The organism is Peribacillus sp. NPDC096447 (genome assembly GCF_044762725.1).
Taxonomy (GTDB): domain Bacteria; phylum Bacillota; class Bacilli; order Bacillales; family DSM-1321; genus Peribacillus.
The window spans coordinates 621,121-637,775 of the sequence record NZ_JBIWEV010000002.1 but is presented as its reverse complement, the minus strand read 5'-3'; the positions used below and the strand labels follow the sequence as shown (position 1 = coordinate 637,775).

20 protein-coding genes are annotated in these 16,655 nt (G+C 42.0%); 10 read left to right on the top strand and 10 right to left on the bottom strand.

Annotated elements, in window-relative coordinates:
- Positions 1–46: 46 nt before the first annotated feature.
- Positions 47–1,159 (bottom strand): histidinol-phosphate transaminase, encoded by a 1,113-nt coding sequence (gene hisC / locus ACIQZD_RS10050; RefSeq protein ID WP_402901400.1) that lies wholly within the window; start codon positions 1,157–1,159, stop codon positions 47–49.
- A gap of 173 nt (positions 1,160–1,332) precedes the next feature.
- Here hisC and ACIQZD_RS10045 point away from each other — a divergent pair, with 173 nt between their 5' ends.
- The gene (locus ACIQZD_RS10045) at positions 1,333–1,800 is read left to right on the top strand and encodes an Lrp/AsnC family transcriptional regulator (RefSeq protein WP_402901397.1); all 468 of its coding nucleotides are present in this window, start codon (positions 1,333–1,335) and stop codon (positions 1,798–1,800) included.
- Positions 1,801–1,896: 96 nt separating this feature from the next.
- Here ACIQZD_RS10045 and ACIQZD_RS10040 read toward each other — a convergent pair whose 3' ends face one another.
- A complete protein-coding gene (locus tag ACIQZD_RS10040) occupies positions 1,897–2,295 on the bottom strand; it encodes a carboxymuconolactone decarboxylase family protein (RefSeq protein ID WP_402901394.1) in 399 nt (132 codons plus the stop codon).
- 118 nt (positions 2,296–2,413) lie between these two features.
- Between ACIQZD_RS10040 and ACIQZD_RS10035 the strand changes: the two genes are divergently transcribed.
- From ACIQZD_RS10035 to ACIQZD_RS10010, 6 genes are all read left to right on the top strand, one after another.
- On the top strand, positions 2,414–2,842 hold the full coding sequence (locus ACIQZD_RS10035) for an Lrp/AsnC family transcriptional regulator (protein ID WP_402901391.1): 429 nt from the start codon (positions 2,414–2,416) through the stop codon (positions 2,840–2,842).
- A gap of 86 nt (positions 2,843–2,928) precedes the next feature.
- On the top strand, positions 2,929–3,492 hold the full coding sequence (sigY, locus tag ACIQZD_RS10030) for an RNA polymerase sigma factor SigY (protein WP_402901388.1): 564 nt from the start codon (positions 2,929–2,931) through the stop codon (positions 3,490–3,492).
- A complete protein-coding gene (locus tag ACIQZD_RS10025) occupies positions 3,449–3,799 on the top strand; it encodes a YxlC family protein (RefSeq protein ID WP_402901385.1) in 351 nt (116 codons plus the stop codon). The genes sigY and ACIQZD_RS10025 overlap by 44 nt, the downstream gene beginning before the upstream one ends.
- On the top strand, positions 3,786–4,004 hold the full coding sequence (locus ACIQZD_RS10020) for a sigma-Y antisigma factor component (protein WP_137017007.1): 219 nt from the start codon (positions 3,786–3,788) through the stop codon (positions 4,002–4,004). Before ACIQZD_RS10025 ends, ACIQZD_RS10020 begins: the two co-directional genes overlap by 14 nt.
- Positions 3,985–4,299, top strand: a complete 315-nt coding sequence (locus ACIQZD_RS10015) for a YbjQ family protein (RefSeq protein ID WP_350301643.1) — start codon at positions 3,985–3,987, stop codon at positions 4,297–4,299. Before ACIQZD_RS10020 ends, ACIQZD_RS10015 begins: the two co-directional genes overlap by 20 nt.
- Before the next feature lie 412 nt (positions 4,300–4,711).
- A complete protein-coding gene (locus ACIQZD_RS10010; RefSeq protein WP_402901376.1) occupies positions 4,712–5,644 on the top strand; it encodes a catalase family peroxidase in 933 nt (310 codons plus the stop codon).
- 227 nt (positions 5,645–5,871) lie between these two features.
- On the opposite strand, the gene ACIQZD_RS10005 is transcribed toward ACIQZD_RS10010, so the two are convergent.
- Together ACIQZD_RS10005 and ACIQZD_RS10000 are read right to left on the bottom strand one after the other, a co-directional pair.
- Positions 5,872–7,542 (bottom strand): ABC1 kinase family protein, encoded by a 1,671-nt coding sequence (locus ACIQZD_RS10005; protein ID WP_402901373.1) that lies wholly within the window; start codon positions 7,540–7,542, stop codon positions 5,872–5,874.
- Positions 7,543–7,556: 14 nt separating this feature from the next.
- Positions 7,557–7,859 (bottom strand): phasin family protein, encoded by a 303-nt coding sequence (locus tag ACIQZD_RS10000; protein ID WP_063232312.1) that lies wholly within the window; start codon positions 7,857–7,859, stop codon positions 7,557–7,559.
- A 220-nt stretch (positions 7,860–8,079) separates the two neighbouring features.
- Here ACIQZD_RS10000 and ACIQZD_RS09995 point away from each other — a divergent pair, with 220 nt between their 5' ends.
- On the top strand, positions 8,080–8,829 hold the full coding sequence (locus ACIQZD_RS09995) for an SDR family NAD(P)-dependent oxidoreductase (RefSeq protein WP_402901369.1): 750 nt from the start codon (positions 8,080–8,082) through the stop codon (positions 8,827–8,829).
- A gap of 2 nt (positions 8,830–8,831) precedes the next feature.
- Here the strand turns inward: ACIQZD_RS09995 and ACIQZD_RS09990 are convergent, their stop codons facing one another.
- Together ACIQZD_RS09990 and ACIQZD_RS09985 are read right to left on the bottom strand one after the other, a co-directional pair.
- Entirely contained in the window at positions 8,832–9,038 is a 207-nt protein-coding gene (locus ACIQZD_RS09990; protein ID WP_241663311.1) for a hypothetical protein, read from the bottom strand.
- 88 nt (positions 9,039–9,126) lie between these two features.
- A complete protein-coding gene (locus ACIQZD_RS09985) occupies positions 9,127–9,918 on the bottom strand; it encodes a TIGR00266 family protein (RefSeq protein ID WP_048687434.1) in 792 nt (263 codons plus the stop codon).
- 190 nt (positions 9,919–10,108) lie between these two features.
- On the opposite strand from ACIQZD_RS09985, the gene glpK reads away from it, so the two are divergent.
- Positions 10,109–11,599: a glycerol kinase GlpK gene (gene glpK / locus ACIQZD_RS09980; RefSeq protein ID WP_402901366.1), complete on the top strand. Its 1,491-nt coding sequence runs from the start codon at positions 10,109–10,111 to the stop codon at positions 11,597–11,599.
- Positions 11,600–11,667: 68 nt separating this feature from the next.
- Positions 11,668–12,135 (top strand): CBS domain-containing protein, encoded by a 468-nt coding sequence (locus ACIQZD_RS09975; RefSeq protein WP_101224222.1) that lies wholly within the window; start codon positions 11,668–11,670, stop codon positions 12,133–12,135.
- 53 nt (positions 12,136–12,188) lie between these two features.
- On the opposite strand, the gene ACIQZD_RS09970 is transcribed toward ACIQZD_RS09975, so the two are convergent.
- From ACIQZD_RS09970 to ACIQZD_RS09955, 4 genes are all read right to left on the bottom strand, one after another.
- The gene (locus ACIQZD_RS09970; RefSeq protein ID WP_402902066.1) at positions 12,189–14,303 is read right to left on the bottom strand and encodes a peptidoglycan D,D-transpeptidase FtsI family protein; all 2,115 of its coding nucleotides are present in this window, start codon (positions 14,301–14,303) and stop codon (positions 12,189–12,191) included.
- A 361-nt stretch (positions 14,304–14,664) separates the two neighbouring features.
- Complete coding sequence (locus ACIQZD_RS09965; RefSeq protein ID WP_137017019.1) at positions 14,665–15,018, bottom strand: hypothetical protein; 354 nt, start codon at positions 15,016–15,018, stop codon at positions 14,665–14,667.
- 74 nt (positions 15,019–15,092) lie between these two features.
- Positions 15,093–16,211, bottom strand: coding sequence for a DUF2515 family protein (locus tag ACIQZD_RS09960; protein WP_402901361.1), 1,119 nt, complete (start codon positions 16,209–16,211; stop codon positions 15,093–15,095).
- A gap of 84 nt (positions 16,212–16,295) precedes the next feature.
- Complete coding sequence (locus ACIQZD_RS09955) at positions 16,296–16,463, bottom strand: hypothetical protein (RefSeq protein WP_153246154.1); 168 nt, start codon at positions 16,461–16,463, stop codon at positions 16,296–16,298.
- Between the last annotated feature and the right edge of the window lie 192 nt (positions 16,464–16,655).

The following is a 16,655-nucleotide window of genomic DNA, read 5'->3' as shown; positions in this document are numbered from 1 at the left end:
TCTTCCATTAATGATCATTGATATACAGCAACTTCATTTCAATCGGTCATGCACCAGACGTTTTATTGATTATATGTTGTAAGGATGCTATGAATCTCTCGTTTTCAAGCGGAGTGCCTATGGTCACGCGGATAGTATTTTCATAGCCCAGCAAATGACCTGAACGGATGATGACACCCTGAATTAATAACTTCTCAAAAATTTCCCTGCCAGGCTGGTTCAATTTGACCATCAAGAAGTTGGCATGTGAAGGGAAGAATGTTAATCCCATCTTGCTTAGTTCGTTTTCTAAATATCTTCTTCCTTCCTCATTCTTACGAACACATTTCTCAACGAATGGATGGTCGTCGAGGGAAGCGAATGCCGCAGCCTGTGCTAAACGGTTGGTATTGAAGGGTTCCTTCACTTTAACTAGCTCTTGTATGATGGATGCATCCATTAAACCGTATCCAATCCTTAATGCAGCCAGGCCATAAATCTTAGAAAAAGTGCGTAAGATAACCAGATTTGAATGCATATTTAGAAGTGGCAAGGTTTCTAAATATTCTCCATCTTCGACATATTCATAGTATGCTTCATCAACGATCAGCAAAATATGTTTTGGCACCTTCTCGATAAAAGAGCGCAACTTTTCTTGTTGAACGATCGTTCCTGTTGGATTATTGGGATTACAGACAAATATCATTCTTGTTTTTTCTGTTATGGCCTCATGCATACCCTGCAGGTCATGTACACCATTAATAAGAGGTATCTTTACAGGTGTGCCGCCGTCAATCAATACATTCGTTTCATACCGTGGAAATGTCACATCAGCCATGATGACTTCATCACTTTGTTGAATATAGGTTCTTGTTAACAAACGTATCACTTCATCAGAACCATTTCCCAAAATGATATGATCTTTATTGATATTCAATTTCCTTGCCAGCTTTTCAGCTAATGCCGGTGCCATACCTTCAGGATAAAAGGAGGTTTGCTCCATTTCGGTAAGCATGGCTTCTTTTGCTAGAGTTGAGCAACCGTATGGATTCTCATTGGATGCCAATTTAACGACCGTTTCAAGACCAAGTTCACGTTGCACTTCTTCAATTGGCTTGCCGGAAACATATGGGCTAATGCTTTCGATGTTTTGTCGAACCGGGATTTTCGTAAAGGTCAATGCAGGTTCCTCCCTTTGATAAATTCTGAATTTTCTTTTTCTATTTGATTATTTTAATGATAGAATATTAACTGGTAAAATTACATACAAAAAAGAATGTATTTATTGCTATCCATACAACATTTTAAAGAAATATATGCTTATATTCCTTCATTATGAAAGGCGGTTGCTTCATGGATGAAATAGATGTCAGGTTACTGGAACTTTTACAAAGAGATGGACGCATTACGATTAGTGAACTATCGAAGAAATTGGCTCTCAGTCGACCTAGCATCTCTGAACGTATGTATCGCCTGCAAGAAAAGGGGATCATTGAGGGGTTCAGCGCAAGAGTTTCACCTCTGGCAATAGGAAGGGGTGTACTTGTGTTCATTCAGGTGAGTGAACTTAAGGTCGCTGTTTCCGATTTTGAGACATTGGTGAAAAACGATTTAGACATTATCGAATGCCATCGTGTAACAGGAACAGTTGGATATTTTTTGAAAGCGGCTTTAGCTGATATGGACAGCATGAGATTACTGATAGATCGATTGATACCCTATGGACATCTGAATACATCCGTGGTTTTGACATCCCCGGTACCTTCCCGCTCCATTCTTCCAAGGCTCAATGAAATGGAGGATCATGGGGCGAAATCCTAGATAAATCGATTCGATCGATTCGTTCAATTTACTGAAGTGTTTTGAACTTGGTCTTTTTCAGAAAGGAACGAGCAAGATGCTCGTTCCTTTTTGGTGTTACTTTAAATCCATCAAAGCTCCGAAATATTGCTGGGCCGTTGTAAAACAAATGAATGCCAATAGTTCAGAAATCTCTTCATCACTGAATGCCTCCTTCAACACTTGGAAAAACTTTTCCTCCGTTTTTTCACGTTGCAAGAGGAATACTTCCGCAAAGGCGATTGCATAGCTTTCTTTCATATCTTCCGGCTTTAGTGGAGTCCCTTTTGCTTGACAGTACGTGCAGCCGTTACCGTAGGCCAGCACCCTTCTGACGTTTTCCTTTAACTTATTCGAAAGTTTCCCTTCTGCAGATATGCAATCTGAAAGCTCCGACCATTTATGCGAAATCTCTTCAGAATGAAATAATCTTTGAAATGGACTGGATCCCTGTGATGATTTTTTAATTCTTGTCATGAACATCTCTCCTTTGAGATAATCCTAATATAAAAATCCAGGAATTTTAATTCCGTTTGTAAAGTATTACGGTTGAATAATGAATGAATGTAAAGAGAAGAAGGGGAATAATTTTAAAATGAAAATAGATGAAAAAGACCAGGGCATCCTTGCCGAATTAACGTTGAATAGCCGAATTTCCATGAGGGAATTGGCAAAGAAAGTAAACCTCTCCGCCCCCACAGTTGGCGAACGGGTACGGCAAATGGAGTCGTTCGGGATCATTAAAGGGTATGTTGCCGAGATTGATCATAAAAAGATCGGCTTTCCGATTGAGTGTATCGTGGAAGCAACGATAAAAAATGGCGAATATGAGAAATTCAAAAAGTATATTGCCAAGGAGCCGAATGTTGACTTTTGTTATCGAATTGCCGGTCACGCTTGCTTTATGCTTAAAATACACAGTGAGAGCCTTGAAGAAGTGGAGGAATTCATCAATCGGACCATTCCTTTTGCGGCAACCGTTACCCATGTTATTCTTTCTGAGGTAAGGCTAAGTCAGGAATAAGAAATTTATTATTTCCCGTGAACGATTTCATCATCTGAAACGTCAAATAAGTATAAAGGTTACGGATATGAGAGTGGTGACGATAAATGGACGAAAAAGATCTGGTTAAAGCAGCAAAAAAGGGAGATGATCAAGCGTTAGCTGAATTGTTTCAAGGTTCTTATCCTTTTCTGCTTAAATATATACTGAAGTTGACCTTTGATCTCGAAAATGCTGAAGATTTAGCTCAGGAGACTTATTCGAAAGCAATTGAGAATCTCTCAAGGTTCAAGGGTGCGTCGAAGTTTTCCACATGGCTGATTTCCATTGCAACCCGTTTATTTTTGGATCAGAAACGGAAACAGAAGCGAGAATTCACCTGGTTAAAACAAGAGAAGACAGTACGAAAACTGAAATGGGAAACACAAAACAATAACCAGGCTTGGGATGATGTCATGGAAGCGTTGGGTCACCTACCGGATGAGTTACGTGTGCCAATCATTTTGAAGCATTACTATGGTTTTTCTTACGATGAAATAGCAAAGATAGTCAAAGTTCCAGAGGGTACCGTGAAATCACGTGTCCATAAAGGTATAAAAACAGTAAGAAAGGAGTTGAACCCGGTTGATGAAGAACCATCCAATATATCCAAACCACTCAGGCAAGGATGATCAAGAAACAATCAGCCAAATAAATAGGAGCCTAGAAAATTTTGATGAAGCTTTTACAATTGATATCCCTCAAGCAGCTTATTTTGAACAAAAAGTTAAGATACAGCGTGAAAAACTCGAAAAAAAATGGTGGAAAGAGCTGTTTATATTTACTCTAACCGCTGCAGTCATTCTAAGTTTTCTGGTTATTGCCCTATTCCATCAACCAGAAGTGTTTCTGACGCTCCAAGTGATGACCGTGATTTTCATTGGTCTATATACGTTTTACGTGAAAAGGAAGGTGAAGGTGAGTCATGAGCAGCCTTGAAATATATGCATTAATCGTGTGCGGGTTGATTTTATTGACTCAAAGCATTTATTTATTTATCGATGCCAGGAAGAATGGCTTCAACCAATGGATGTGGGGTATTTTAGGTTTGATTCAAGCTCCTGTTCCATTAATTTTTTATTTGATAATAAAAAGAATAAGAAAAAAGGAAGAGGATGAGCTGTATGATTATCGTGACTACTAATACCGTCCCTGGTAAAGAAATTAAAGAACTGAAGGGACTTGTTAAGGGAAACTGTGTTCAATCGAAGCATATTGGGAAAGATATTCTCGCAGGATTACGGACAATAGTCGGTGGTGAAATTACTGAGTATACAGAAATGATGATGGAAGCCAGACAAAAAGCAATTGGCAGGATGGTGGATGAAGCAAAAGGAAAAGGGGCGAACGCAATTGTCGCAATGCGTCTGGAAACCTCTGCGATCATGCAAAACGCTTGTGAAATCATTGCTTACGGCACGGCGGTTCATGTAGAGTGACTAAAGGTTTAATTCATATCCTTTTTTAGTCCTTATTTTATTGAATCAACTTCAAGCTATCCAGTAAAGTTGTTGAAATGGGCAGTAGCTCCCTGGAATTTTTAATAAACTTAAGCGGGACAATGCTACAGGCAATTTGAATGGGAGCATTCGGAATTTAATGGAGATTATTATTTACCATAAGATTATCGTCCATTGAACTTTTTTAAAACCGATTCGAAGCTATCGGACTTCGGTTTAATCGGGGGAATAATTAAAAAGGATAAAGCGCCTGGATTTTTCCAGGCGTTTTATCCTTTTTGTAAAAAGTTCAGTCATGAGAAATGTGATAGAGCATAAGGAAGTACATTAATGGGTAGAGGTAATAACAAGTGAAAATGATTTTTTGACATTGAAAAATGGGGTGTGTGTTATGGAGGAAAATGATAATTTGAAAACTGAACTAGCCAGGGAAGCAGTTAATGTGATTGAAGATGTAGCTGGAAAACATCCTGGTTATCGGCGTGCACATGCAAGGGGATATGTTTATGAGGGGGTTTTTACCCCAAACGGAAAAGCGTCCCCATTAACGGTGGCTTCGCATCTTCAGGATGAAGCCGTGCCGGCGATCATTCGGTTTTCAAATAGCTCGCCGATTCCAAGCCATCCTGATGCCATTTCCCCTGTAAAGGGCATGGCAGTCAAGTTTCAATTGCCGAATGGAGAGGTGTCAGATCTTATTACTGTGACCATTCCGTTATTCTTTGCGAAAACACCGGAAGCGTTTGTTGATATTGCTGGTTTTTTCAAATCTGCCAAAGAAGGTTTCCCCAATCTGAAAGAGCTTGCAAAAATCCTGTGGAAGTACCCTGAAAGCAAGGCAAGCCTGCAAATGCTTAAAGAAATGCGTTCTCCAGCCAGTTTCTCAACGTGTCAATATTACTCCATTCATGCATTCTATTTCATTAACGCGGAAGGAAGGCGGCAGGCCATCAAGTACGAGTGGGTACCTGATGCCGGCCTTAGTATGCTAGAAAAAAAAGATTTGGCCAAGCATTCGCCAGAGTATCTGAATGAAGAAATGGAAGAGAGGCTTAAAGAAGGTCCGGTGGGCTTTAAATTGAACATACAAATAGGAGGGGAAAGTGACCCGACTGACGATCCAACCACAGCTTGGCCGGAAGATAAACAGGTAATCACGATTGGGCATTTAATGATCTCCAAAAAATCGGAAGTGTGTAAAGATACTTTATTGTTTGATCCAACCAATATTTCTGAAGGAATCGAGTGCTCGGAAGACCGGATCTTGCATTTTCGCCATAGTGCGTATTCCGTTTCATATGAACGACGGATAAATAACCAATGAATGAAATCACAAAAGGGAACCCTGTATTAAAGGGGTTCCCTTCAGACTGCTGGAAAACCTGCTTTCAGAAATCCACTCCCTTTCCCACTGTAGACAAGCCTCATCGAAGCAAGCGTCTGTGGGGTTTCGGCTAGCCAGTTATTCGGCAGGAGTGTCGCAAATTTCTTCAATCCAGTGGGAATTGCAGTAAAAAAACTTAAAGCATAAGGACTTGTTTTAAATTCGGCTTACATTTTTCCGGATCTGAAAATGGTGTAGAGCATAAGTAAGAACATCAGGGTTGCAACGACAAATCCAATCTCGATAACCGGTATTTTCCATAGGATCAAGGTTTCCCCGCCTATTGCAGAGCCGATAATGAGACCGACCATGATTATGCTGAATGCAAGCAGGATAATACTGAACGACAGCCGGTTCGAGATTTGATCAAGCTTATGTAAAAATACTTGAAGTTCGGGAATGTTGATATCGAGCCGCAATTTCCCTTTTTTAATGATACCTGTCACTTCCTTGATATCCTTGGGCAGTTCAGCAATGGCTTCAGCAGACTCGATGAATTGATTCCAGGCGTTTTTCGCAATGTTTTTTGGATTGTAGCGTTCCTTAAAAAGCCTCTCCCCAAAAGGTTCAGCTGCCTTCATGATGCTGAAATTCGGATCTAACCCTTCAACAATGGCCTCCATGGTAAGCAGAGCCTTGCCGAGCATCGTGAATTCGGGAGGGATTTGGACTTGATGCCGATTGGCAACAGTGAACAGGTCATTGACTGCTCCGCCTAAACTGATTTGGCTCAATGGGATATCATAATATTTATTTCGCAGTTCATCAATATCCCCCCTTAATGGGACCATATCGATTTCGTCCGTCAGGAGACCCATATCTGAAAGCGTCTTGATCAATCCATTGGTACTTCCGCGTTTCAGGTTGATGACTAGCGAGGCAAATTGATACTTCGTTTCCTCCTCCAGACGTCCCACCATTCCGAAATCCATGAGTGCGACGACATTTCCCGGCAAAATGATGATATTGCCAGGATGGGGATCGCCGTGGTAAAAGCCATCGATCAATATTTGCTGAAGCATGGAGTTCGCTAATCTTTCCGCGATTTGCCGGCGATCATAACCTTCATCATCAAGCTGTTTATAATGATTGATCTTAATTCCTTGAATGAAATCCATCGTCAGGACCCTTTTTGTGGAATACTCCCAATGGATCCTTGGTACCTTAAACCCTTGATCATTGATGAACTGCTTGGCAATTCTTTCCCCGTTTCGACCCTCGGAGTTATAATCGAGTTCTGCGCGAAGTGATTTAGCGAATTCATCAATCATTTTTCTGATTTGGTAGCGTCTTGCCCAAGATATGCGAGCTTCCATAAGTCTTGCCAAATCATCGAGAATTTCCAAATCCGTTTCCACTGTCGGCAGAATATCGGGCCGCTGCACTTTGATTGCTACAACTTCCTGTGAAGGAAGCCGTGCCGTATGGACCTGTCCAATTGAAGCGGTTGCCAGAGGGGTTTCATTAAATTCAAGAAAAATGTTTTCCAAAGAATCACCCAATTCGGCTTCGACAATTTTGCGAACCCTATCAAATGGAAAGGGGGTCACTTGGTCCTGTAGCTTTTCAAGTTCGCGGACGATCTCGTCGGGAACGAAATCACGCCTCGTGCTTGCAATCTGACCAAGTTTAATGAATGTTGGTCCCAAGCTTTGTAATATCTTATGCAGCCGCTCTCCGATTGAGCGGAGGTTCAGGTTTTCATCGGGTTGGAGTTTCGATCCCGCTTTGCTCTCGGATAATCCCAGGCGATAGATGAAGTAACCGAAACCATTTTTCAAGAAGGCATTAATGATTTCCTGGTAACGATGCGCGTGTTTCAGTCGCTTGCGAAACATTCAAGTACCTCCTGTCACGATTGTAAGTTTTGGTTCTGTTTCTCCAAAATTACGATACGGCGCTCCAATTCCTGAACTTCTTCTTTAGTTGCCAAGTTTAGGCCATTGAGCGCTTGATTGACTTTGGCCTTGACGGAATCATCCAGCTGCTTTTGGGCTTGTTCCCCTTTTTCGACCCATTGCTTCAAAAGGACCTTGGAGTCTTCTTTGCTGATATCGCCTTTTTTGACAAGAGAGTCCACTGCTTTTTCAATTTGCTCTTTTGTAGCAGCGGCAGCACCTAATCCTAAAGAAAACACATTTTTTAATAAGTCCATTTTTACATTCCTCCAATATAAGTTTTTTACACCGTAAGAAAGATAATAGCGGATGAAGTTCACTCTGGTTCATTCTTGCTGTTACTATCTATCATACATCACTTTAGGGCAGCTAGAAAAATATAAGGGTCCTGCAGGTTATTGATGATAGGAAATTGTTTGAAGTGAAGCGAATTGGATATTATGATAGGGACAAATCTGTGAAAGTGAGGATGGAATAATGGGTTTCAAAAATAAAACGGTAATTGTAACAGGCGCTTCGAATGGGATAGGGAGAGGCGTGGCAAAGGGATATGCAGAAAGCGGCGCTTCAGTCGTTCTCGCAGATTTGGACGAGCGGGAAGGTCTTCGGTATGTGGAAGAGCTCAAAAGTAACGGTCATGAAGCCATGTTCGTCAAAACGGATGTACGCAAGGAAGCTGACATCCATCATTTGATGGATGTAACTCTAAAAACATATAAGACCATTGATATATTAATCAATAATGCAGGAAAGGCATTATTCAAATCGCTTTATGACCTGACGATTGAGGAATGGGACGATATGATGAATACGAATTTGCGCAGTGTTTTCCTTTGTTCCCGGGCTGCGGCAGAATCGATGCGGAAAAATGAAAAGGGAGGTGCAATCATCAATTTGGCATCAACCAGAGCGATGATGTCTGAGCCTGATTCGGAATCCTATGCAGCGACAAAAGGGGGGATCAAAGCACTGACACATGCACTTGCCGCTTCTTTAGGCAAACAGAACATTACGGTCAATTCGATTTCTCCGGGATGGATTGAAACGCGAGATTATGAATCGCTGAGGGATAAAGATCACCAGCAGCATTTTTCCAATCGGGTTGGCAAACCTGAAGATATTGCTAGGGCCTGTCTTTATTTGACGGCATCGGAAAATGATTTCGTTACGGGTGCGGATCTTATCGTCGATGGAGGCATGACAAGAAAAATGATGTACGAGGAGTAATGTCATTTTTTTCGATAAAGATATTGCAGTTCAGTCCCGAGTTCACGGTTGAGCAGCTGTTCCATTTCTTCAAGCTCTTTTATGCCGATAGGGCCATCGGCAGCTGTCCAGTGAATGGTATAAACAAAATAGTAATCTCTTATTTTTCGGAAAATAACAGGCGAATTCGGGAATTGATCAAAAATTGCCTTGATATTATAGCGTCTCATGTAGGACCACTTAACAAGCTGCATGTAGCTACCCGTCCTTTTCAAAAGAGATCAATGACTGCCATGATGGCAGCCATTGGTCCAGTTCTTATTTATCGTTGAATAAATTGAATAAGCCTCTAGCTACGCTGCCTTCTTCGGAGGATCCTCCATTTTGCGGCGCTGCAGCAAATACACGGCTTGCAAGCCGGCTGAATGGCAAAGATTGCACCCAGACGGTTCCGGGTCCTTTTAATGTTGCAAAGAATAAACCTTCGCCTCCGAATAAAGCGGTTTTCACGCCTTTTACAGTTTCAATATTATAATCTACCCCGCTAGTCATTGCTACTAAACATCCTGTATCGACGCGTAAGATCTCTCCTGCAGCCAATTCCTTTTTATGGATCGTGCCGCCAGCATGAACGAAGGTCATTCCATCTCCTTCAAGTTTTTGCATGATGAAGCCTTCACCGCCAAAGAAGCCTGCCCCTATCTTTCTTTGAAACTCGATTCCGACTGAAACGCCTTTTGCTGCCGCCAGGAATGCGTCTTTTTGACAAATGATTTTCCCGCCCAGCTCGCTTAAATCCATCGGAATGATTTTACCCGGATAAGGCGAGGCGAATGAAACATGTTTTTTATCTCGTCCTTCATTCGTAAAAGCCGTCATGAAAAGACTCTCACCAGTAAGGAGCCGTTTCCCGGCACCGAATAGCTTACCCATCATTCCGCTGTCACCATTCGAAGACCCATCGCCAAAGATGGTTTCCATCTTGATTTGATCTTCCATCATCATCAAACTTCCAGCTTCGGCAATCACCGTTTCCTGAGGATCCAATTCCACTTCAACAAACTGCATGTCATCTCCATATAATTTAAAATCTATTTCATGGTTATTCATTTTCCATTCCTCCTATCAATCTTATTTTCATTGTAAAAGATAAACTCTTAACCTGCCAATATTTTTCAATTTTTAGCCGTGATTTATATATTTTTTGTTTTCACGGGTATATCTAGTAAAATGTAGGAAGAAAAACAGCATGACACTTAAGCGGGAATGAACCTTTTCTTAAGTGCAGGAGGAGACAGCCATGGAGACTTACATATTATCATTGGACCAGGGAACGACAAGTTCCCGGGCCATTTTATTTAATAAAAGCGGGGAAGTTTTGCATATTGCCCAAAAGGAATTCACCCAATATTTCCCGAATCCTGGATGGGTGGAGCATAACGCCAATGAAATTTGGGGTTCCATCCTATCGGTAATCGCTTCCTGTCTATCGGAAATGAATGTAAAGCCAGAACAGATCGCTGGAATTGGCATAACGAATCAACGGGAGACGACCGTGGTATGGGATAAGGAAACAGGTCAGCCGATCCATCACGCCATCGTCTGGCAATCCCGGCAGACAAGCGAAATTTGCACGCAATTGAAGGATGGAGGTCTCGATGACTTATTTTTGCAAAAAACCGGTTTGTTGATTGATGCTTATTTTTCCGGTACAAAGGTGAAATGGATTCTCGACCATGTAGATGGGGCACGGGAAAAGGCTGAAAACGGAGACTTATTGTTTGGTACGATCGATACGTGGCTGATATGGAAACTTTCGGGTGGTAAAGCACATGTAACCGATTATTCGAATGCTTCAAGGACGCTGATGTATAACATTCATGACCTGAAGTGGGACGAAGAGCTGCTGGAAATCCTGCAAGTGCCTCGATCGATGCTCCCGGATGTTCGCTCATCATCGGAGATATACGGGAAAACAGCGCCACACCATTTCTTTGGGCACGAAATCCCGATTGCCGGAGCAGCGGGAGATCAACAGGCCGCTTTGTTCGGCCAAGAATGCTTTGAAAAAGGAATGGCTAAGAATACGTATGGCACTGGATGCTTCATGCTGATGAATACAGGAGAAAAGGCAGTGAAATCAGAGCATGGCCTGTTGACCACGATTGCATGGGGGCTGAATGGAAAAGTCCAATATGCCTTGGAAGGCAGTATTTTTGTCGCAGGTTCGGCCATACAATGGTTAAGGGATGGGCTGAAACTCTTGCATGATCCGAAAGACAGTGAAAAGTATGCTTTACGGGTCACTTCAGCCGATGGTGTCTATGTAGTTCCCGCATTTGTTGGATTAGGTACCCCTTATTGGGATAGTGATGTCAGGGGAGCTGTATTCGGACTGACAAGGGGGACATCGAAGGAGCATTTCGTCCGGGCAACATTGGAAGCGCTGGCCTACCAGACAAAAGATGTCCTTAAGGCCATGGAAGTCGATTCAGGGATTAACCTAAAGGCATTGAGGGTCGATGGCGGCGTTGTCAAAAACAATTTCTTGATGGAATTTCAAAGCTGCCTCTTGAATGTACCAGTTGAAAGGCCGGTCATTAGTGAAACGACAGCGTTAGGGGCAGCGTATTTAGCTGGGCTTGCTGTCGGGTATTGGGAAAGTCAGGAAGAGATTTCAAAGCTATGGGCAGTCGATAAGAAATTCGAACCCGAGATGGAAGAACAGGAACGGAAGGATTTATATAATGGCTGGAAAAAGGCAGTTCAGGCGGCAAGGGTTTTTAAATAGAGTAAGTAAGGGTATTAATAGAGGAGAGATGAATACAGAACGTACAAATTTAAAAAAGGGGTGGTAATATGTTAGTTAAGGATTTCATGATAAGGGAAGTCTACGTAGCCCGTCCTGATTTTACATTAAAGGAAATTCTGCGGATCTTAATCGAAAATAAAGTGGGCGGGGTACCCGTTGTGGATGAACATGATAAGCTATTGGGAATGGTGACGGACGGGGATATCCTCCGTTATTTGACACCTGCTGAGGAAGCCATCATGGGATATTTCACCTACATTACGGTTCTTCCCGGTGAAGAGTTGGATGAAAAGGTTACATCCAAAATGAATGATAAAGTCTCACAAATCATTAAAAATAAAAGGATTACAAAGCTATCCCCCGAAGATCCGTTAGATGAATTGATAAAGGTCCTTTCCAAGCATCATTTCAAGAAAATCCCCGTCGTGGACAAAAATGATAAAGTTGTCGGCATCATCAGCAGGGGAGATGCACTTAGGGCCCTTTATAAGGAATTCGTTCAAAAGCTGGAATAAATGGGCATCATAAAAAGGCCTGCTCGATTACGAGCAGGCCTTTTTTGTAATCATCATTGAGTGCTTTCTACTGCTTTATCTGCATCAGATTCACCTTTTGCTCTTTTTTCCTTCAATTTAAAGTAGGCGTCCATTACGTCCCGCCCGATCCGTTTGTTAATATCATCAGAGGGCTTGCCTTGATACACCCATGGCACGACGACAGAAAATGCCACTTCCGGTTTATTGTGAGGTGCATAACCTACAAGCGTCAGATTGATAGTCGGGACTGGCTCGCTATATTGATTTCTCCGCGGTCCGTCGTAAAAGGCCTCGGCAGTACCCGTTTTTGCTGCCGCACGGTAGGATTTACCGCCGAAATATTTATATGCCGTCCCGCCTGGCTCCTGTGCGACCTGTCTGAATCCTTCCTGGACACGTTGCACCCAAACGTCTTTCCCGCCTAAATCGTTTAATACTTTAGGACTCATTGTTTTAAAAACGCTGCCCAATTCTTGGTGTTCGTTGGAAGGATTCCTGATTTCCCTGACCATATGGGGCTCAAGCCTTTTTCCGCCATTTGCAATCGTCGAAACATACTGTGCCAATTGCATAGGGGTATATGTATCATACTGCCCAATCGATAAATCCAGCAGCAATCCGTCTGTTGACATATCGACTCCTTTAAACCCTACGGATTCATTTGGCAGGTCGATGCCTGTGCGGACACCCAATCCAAATTGGGCATAATGATTCCGCATGATTGAATAAGCTTCCCGGTTGATTCCTAACGGCTGGTGAGGGATATAATGACCGCCGGCAATTTTGATTGCCGTCATGAACATATAGACATTCGACGATTTCTTTAACGCAGAGACATCGGTTACATAACCCAAATCACTATAAGATCCTTTGGGCTTAGCCCCTGCTAAAAGGAGTTTTCTGTCAAAAAAAGCTGACCCTGGTGCGATGGCTCCTGTCTGAAAGCCCGTGTAGACAGTGGCTCCTTTAACAGATGACCCCATCGTATAGGATGTCGTAATGTTTCCAAGGGCGAAATCATTCATTTCGGTCAAACCGGTTTTACTGTTGCGGCCGTATTGCCTGCCGGCCATCGTGAGCACCTCGCCTGTATTCGGGTCCATTAAAACGACAAAGGCACGATCCAATAAGTAGGTATTTCCTTTAGCTTTCGATTTCCACAATTCTCTCTCGATGATTTTTTCAACCTGCTGCTGCAGCTCCATATCAATTGTAAGGACCAAGTCTTTTCCGCTTTGCCCTTCAGTGAGGGTATTCGTTTTGATTACTTCCCCTTTGCTCAGCACATTTTCAATCCGCGTCTTTTGACCGCGGAGGACATCTTCATATTGTTTTTCGATATAACTTTTTCCGACCCGGTCATTCCTGGTATAGTCTCGTGCCAGATAATAGTCGATATTTTCACTGGGAATTCCTTCTTCGGAAGAAGAGACCTTGCCAAGAACCGAGCGGAGGGTCTCGTCATACTTATAGGTCCTTTCCCAATCAGTCGTTACATCCACACCTGGCATTTCTTCCAAATGTTCGCTGACCCTGGCGAATTCCTTAGTGGTGACATCTTTATTCTTCACGATCGACGGTGCAAGGGCATAGCCGCTATTGAATTCCCGGAAGATGGCAATCACTTCCAATTCATCCTTGGTGAATTCCTTGATATCCTCATCGGTTACCCGTTCCATTTGAAGTTTGTATAAATCTTTTTGCTCCAGTTTCTTTTCGACTACTTTCTTCCTCTCGGCCTTGGTAATCAAGGCTTCTGCTTCTTTCGGATGTTTTAAAATCCAAAAATCCTTTTTATCCGGCAAGGTTACCTTTTTGGTATCCTTTTCTATCAAGGTGGCAAGGACCTCTGCCGTCTTCACCATATCGGCCGTTTTTGTATTCGGGTATTTCGTATAGGTAATGGCATTGCGTGGCTCATTATCAACGACCGGATTCAAGTTGCGGTCATACATCTTGCCACGGGGAACGGGGGTATTGGCCACATCGTTTTCCGTTCGGTCGACTTCGCGGAGGTAATCATCCCCATACACGATTTGGACGATGCCAAGCCGGATTATTAAGCTTGAAAATAAAATGAATATTAAAAAGAACATAAAGTTCAGTCGGAAAGGAATTGGGGTTTTTTTCTTTTTTTCTTTGGCCATCATTAACATTCCTTTCTAGTAAAAGTAAAAAATAAGAAAATTCCTATCTCCAATGATATATAAAATTAACTTATTTTTCTATGCTTTATCCGTAAATTTATCTATATTTCCAAAAGATTGTTCTGAAGTTATATAATCCCTAGTAATCTTATAATTGGGAAAATTGATATAAATATAAAGGTCAATGGTGGTTTTTAATAGATAAAGAGAGGGCGAAGCGGCAAAGCGACAATCATGAGCAGAGCTGCATATATGAGTCGCTCTTGTGGCCAAAGCGTTTGGAAGGAAATTTTGTAAATGAATGAAAAATGTCTTTAAACCTTAGAATCCATTCACAATGACTTAAGTACCATGATAAGCATTAATTTGCTTCATATTTCCTAACGGGAGTTTGAGTAGTGACACTGATAATCTCTTTGAAATATCCGCATAGCTCAAGCCATTTTTCAGGGTAAATATAGTTGAAGCGTTCGATCGTTTCTAGGGAGTGAAGCACAAGGGAATCGATTTGACCCGTTTTTTTACTTTGTAAATTGAATAGAAGCTCATGCGGGATTGTGTAATAAGGGTGTATTTGATACGGATTGAGTATGACCGGGGAAATATTCTTCTCTTCCATATACTTGTCCGTCACGATCTTTTGGATTGCAAAGCTTTCATCCGTATGTAAATCCCCGATTTTGTAATTTGGATTCAATAGTACAATGCCTCTCATTTGCTTCACCCATTCTTTTTGCTAACCATTCTTGCCAAATGGGGGAAGGGATATTCAAAGTAAGAGGCTTGATGCTAGAAAATGGCTTTCATTCCGTTAAGGGTTTTGAGATGCTTGACATTTTCGAGCACCTCGTTGGTCAGGTCCGCCTTTTTAATGATCGGTAAGCTTCGTAAATCTTCTATGAAGCTTTCATTCGTGAACCAATCAAAGGAATGGGGAGGAAAGAATAGTTGATCTTCCCATGCATCATGAAGAGTGGGGCTGTAGACTTTATCATCTTTTGACGTGGATGCATCAGAGGTATATATGCTTGCCCAGTAATCCTCTCTGGAACCCGTGTGGGGAATCTCTTTTGTAAATTGGCCAACACCGCGAAAAACCACCGGATGCTGAAAAAGAAGCTCATATAATGATTTCCCCGTTTCAATACGCTGTTTCGGGTCGGCAAAGCGTTCAATGGTAAGACCTGTCAAGGAATGAAGTCCTTTTTGCTTGTTTGCATAAGGAAAGATCACTTTCATGAAGCCTAAGTATTCCTGCAGCTGAAAATCAAGCCTGCGGAGGATTTCACCATGACGGGTGCGTTTTAATATCCTTTCCTGAAGCATTCTTTGCTCATTAATGATAAGGGCCGTTGTCAAAAGGGGTGAATGGGGCTCTTCAATGAAAGATTCCCAAATCGGGGCCATGAATCTTGAAATGCGGAATACCGGTAAATACCTTCTTAGGGGAAGTTCTTTTTGTTTAGAATGTTCATATAAAAGAAGCTGGGGGAAGGCATCAGCAAATATGGCTGAATTGGCGCGCTCAAGGAACAGGAAGAATTTCTGCCGTTCCGCTCGGTCAAAGAGGTGGGTCATGGCTGAACTTTTCAAGTCAGTCATATGGTATCCTCCATTCCTCGAAACCATATGTGCTAAAAAGGCCCAATGGACCTCTGGATTACGATTGTAAAAGGCAAGATATGCTTGTGTTCTTGTGATATTGTTCCGGTTCAAGGCAGCAGTCTCGGTTCGAATGCTTTTTATAAGAGCGGTTTCCTCAGGGAAAAAAGCTTTTGACTCATCAAAAGGCTGAAAGAGCTCTTTTTGTAAAAGGGATTTTAGCGTGCCATATCTTTCAGCATCGATGATTGGTTTTGTTTTGGCAGGGTGTTTACCCAACAGCTTTTGCAAATATTGGGAGAGCATACAATCACCACGAATGTTTTTCGATCATTATATGCAGGGCCGTCAAGAATGGGGCGTTGCATTTGCAACGCCCCCAAGGTGATGTCATCTTTTCTTCTTCTTTTCCCGGTACAATAATATATAATAGACTATCCAGAAAAGAAACACAGGAATGAAGGATAAAAATCTATATTGGACCGGTACGGCAAATAAGATGAAAATGGCTGATAATAAAAAGGGAACCGCCAGGAGTATATATTTTCTCCATTGCATATGCTGAACCTCCTTAGGTTACGTCATTCTTATAAGAATAAAGGAATATCCATCAATAATCTAGAAAAGTCGCAATTGACAAAAATATACAAACGTAGTAATCTTTAATCATAAGTTAAAAATTACCATTAATTAATGAAAAAGGAGGCGAACGTCATGACTAAATCAGTTAAGCACAGTGATGTCATAATC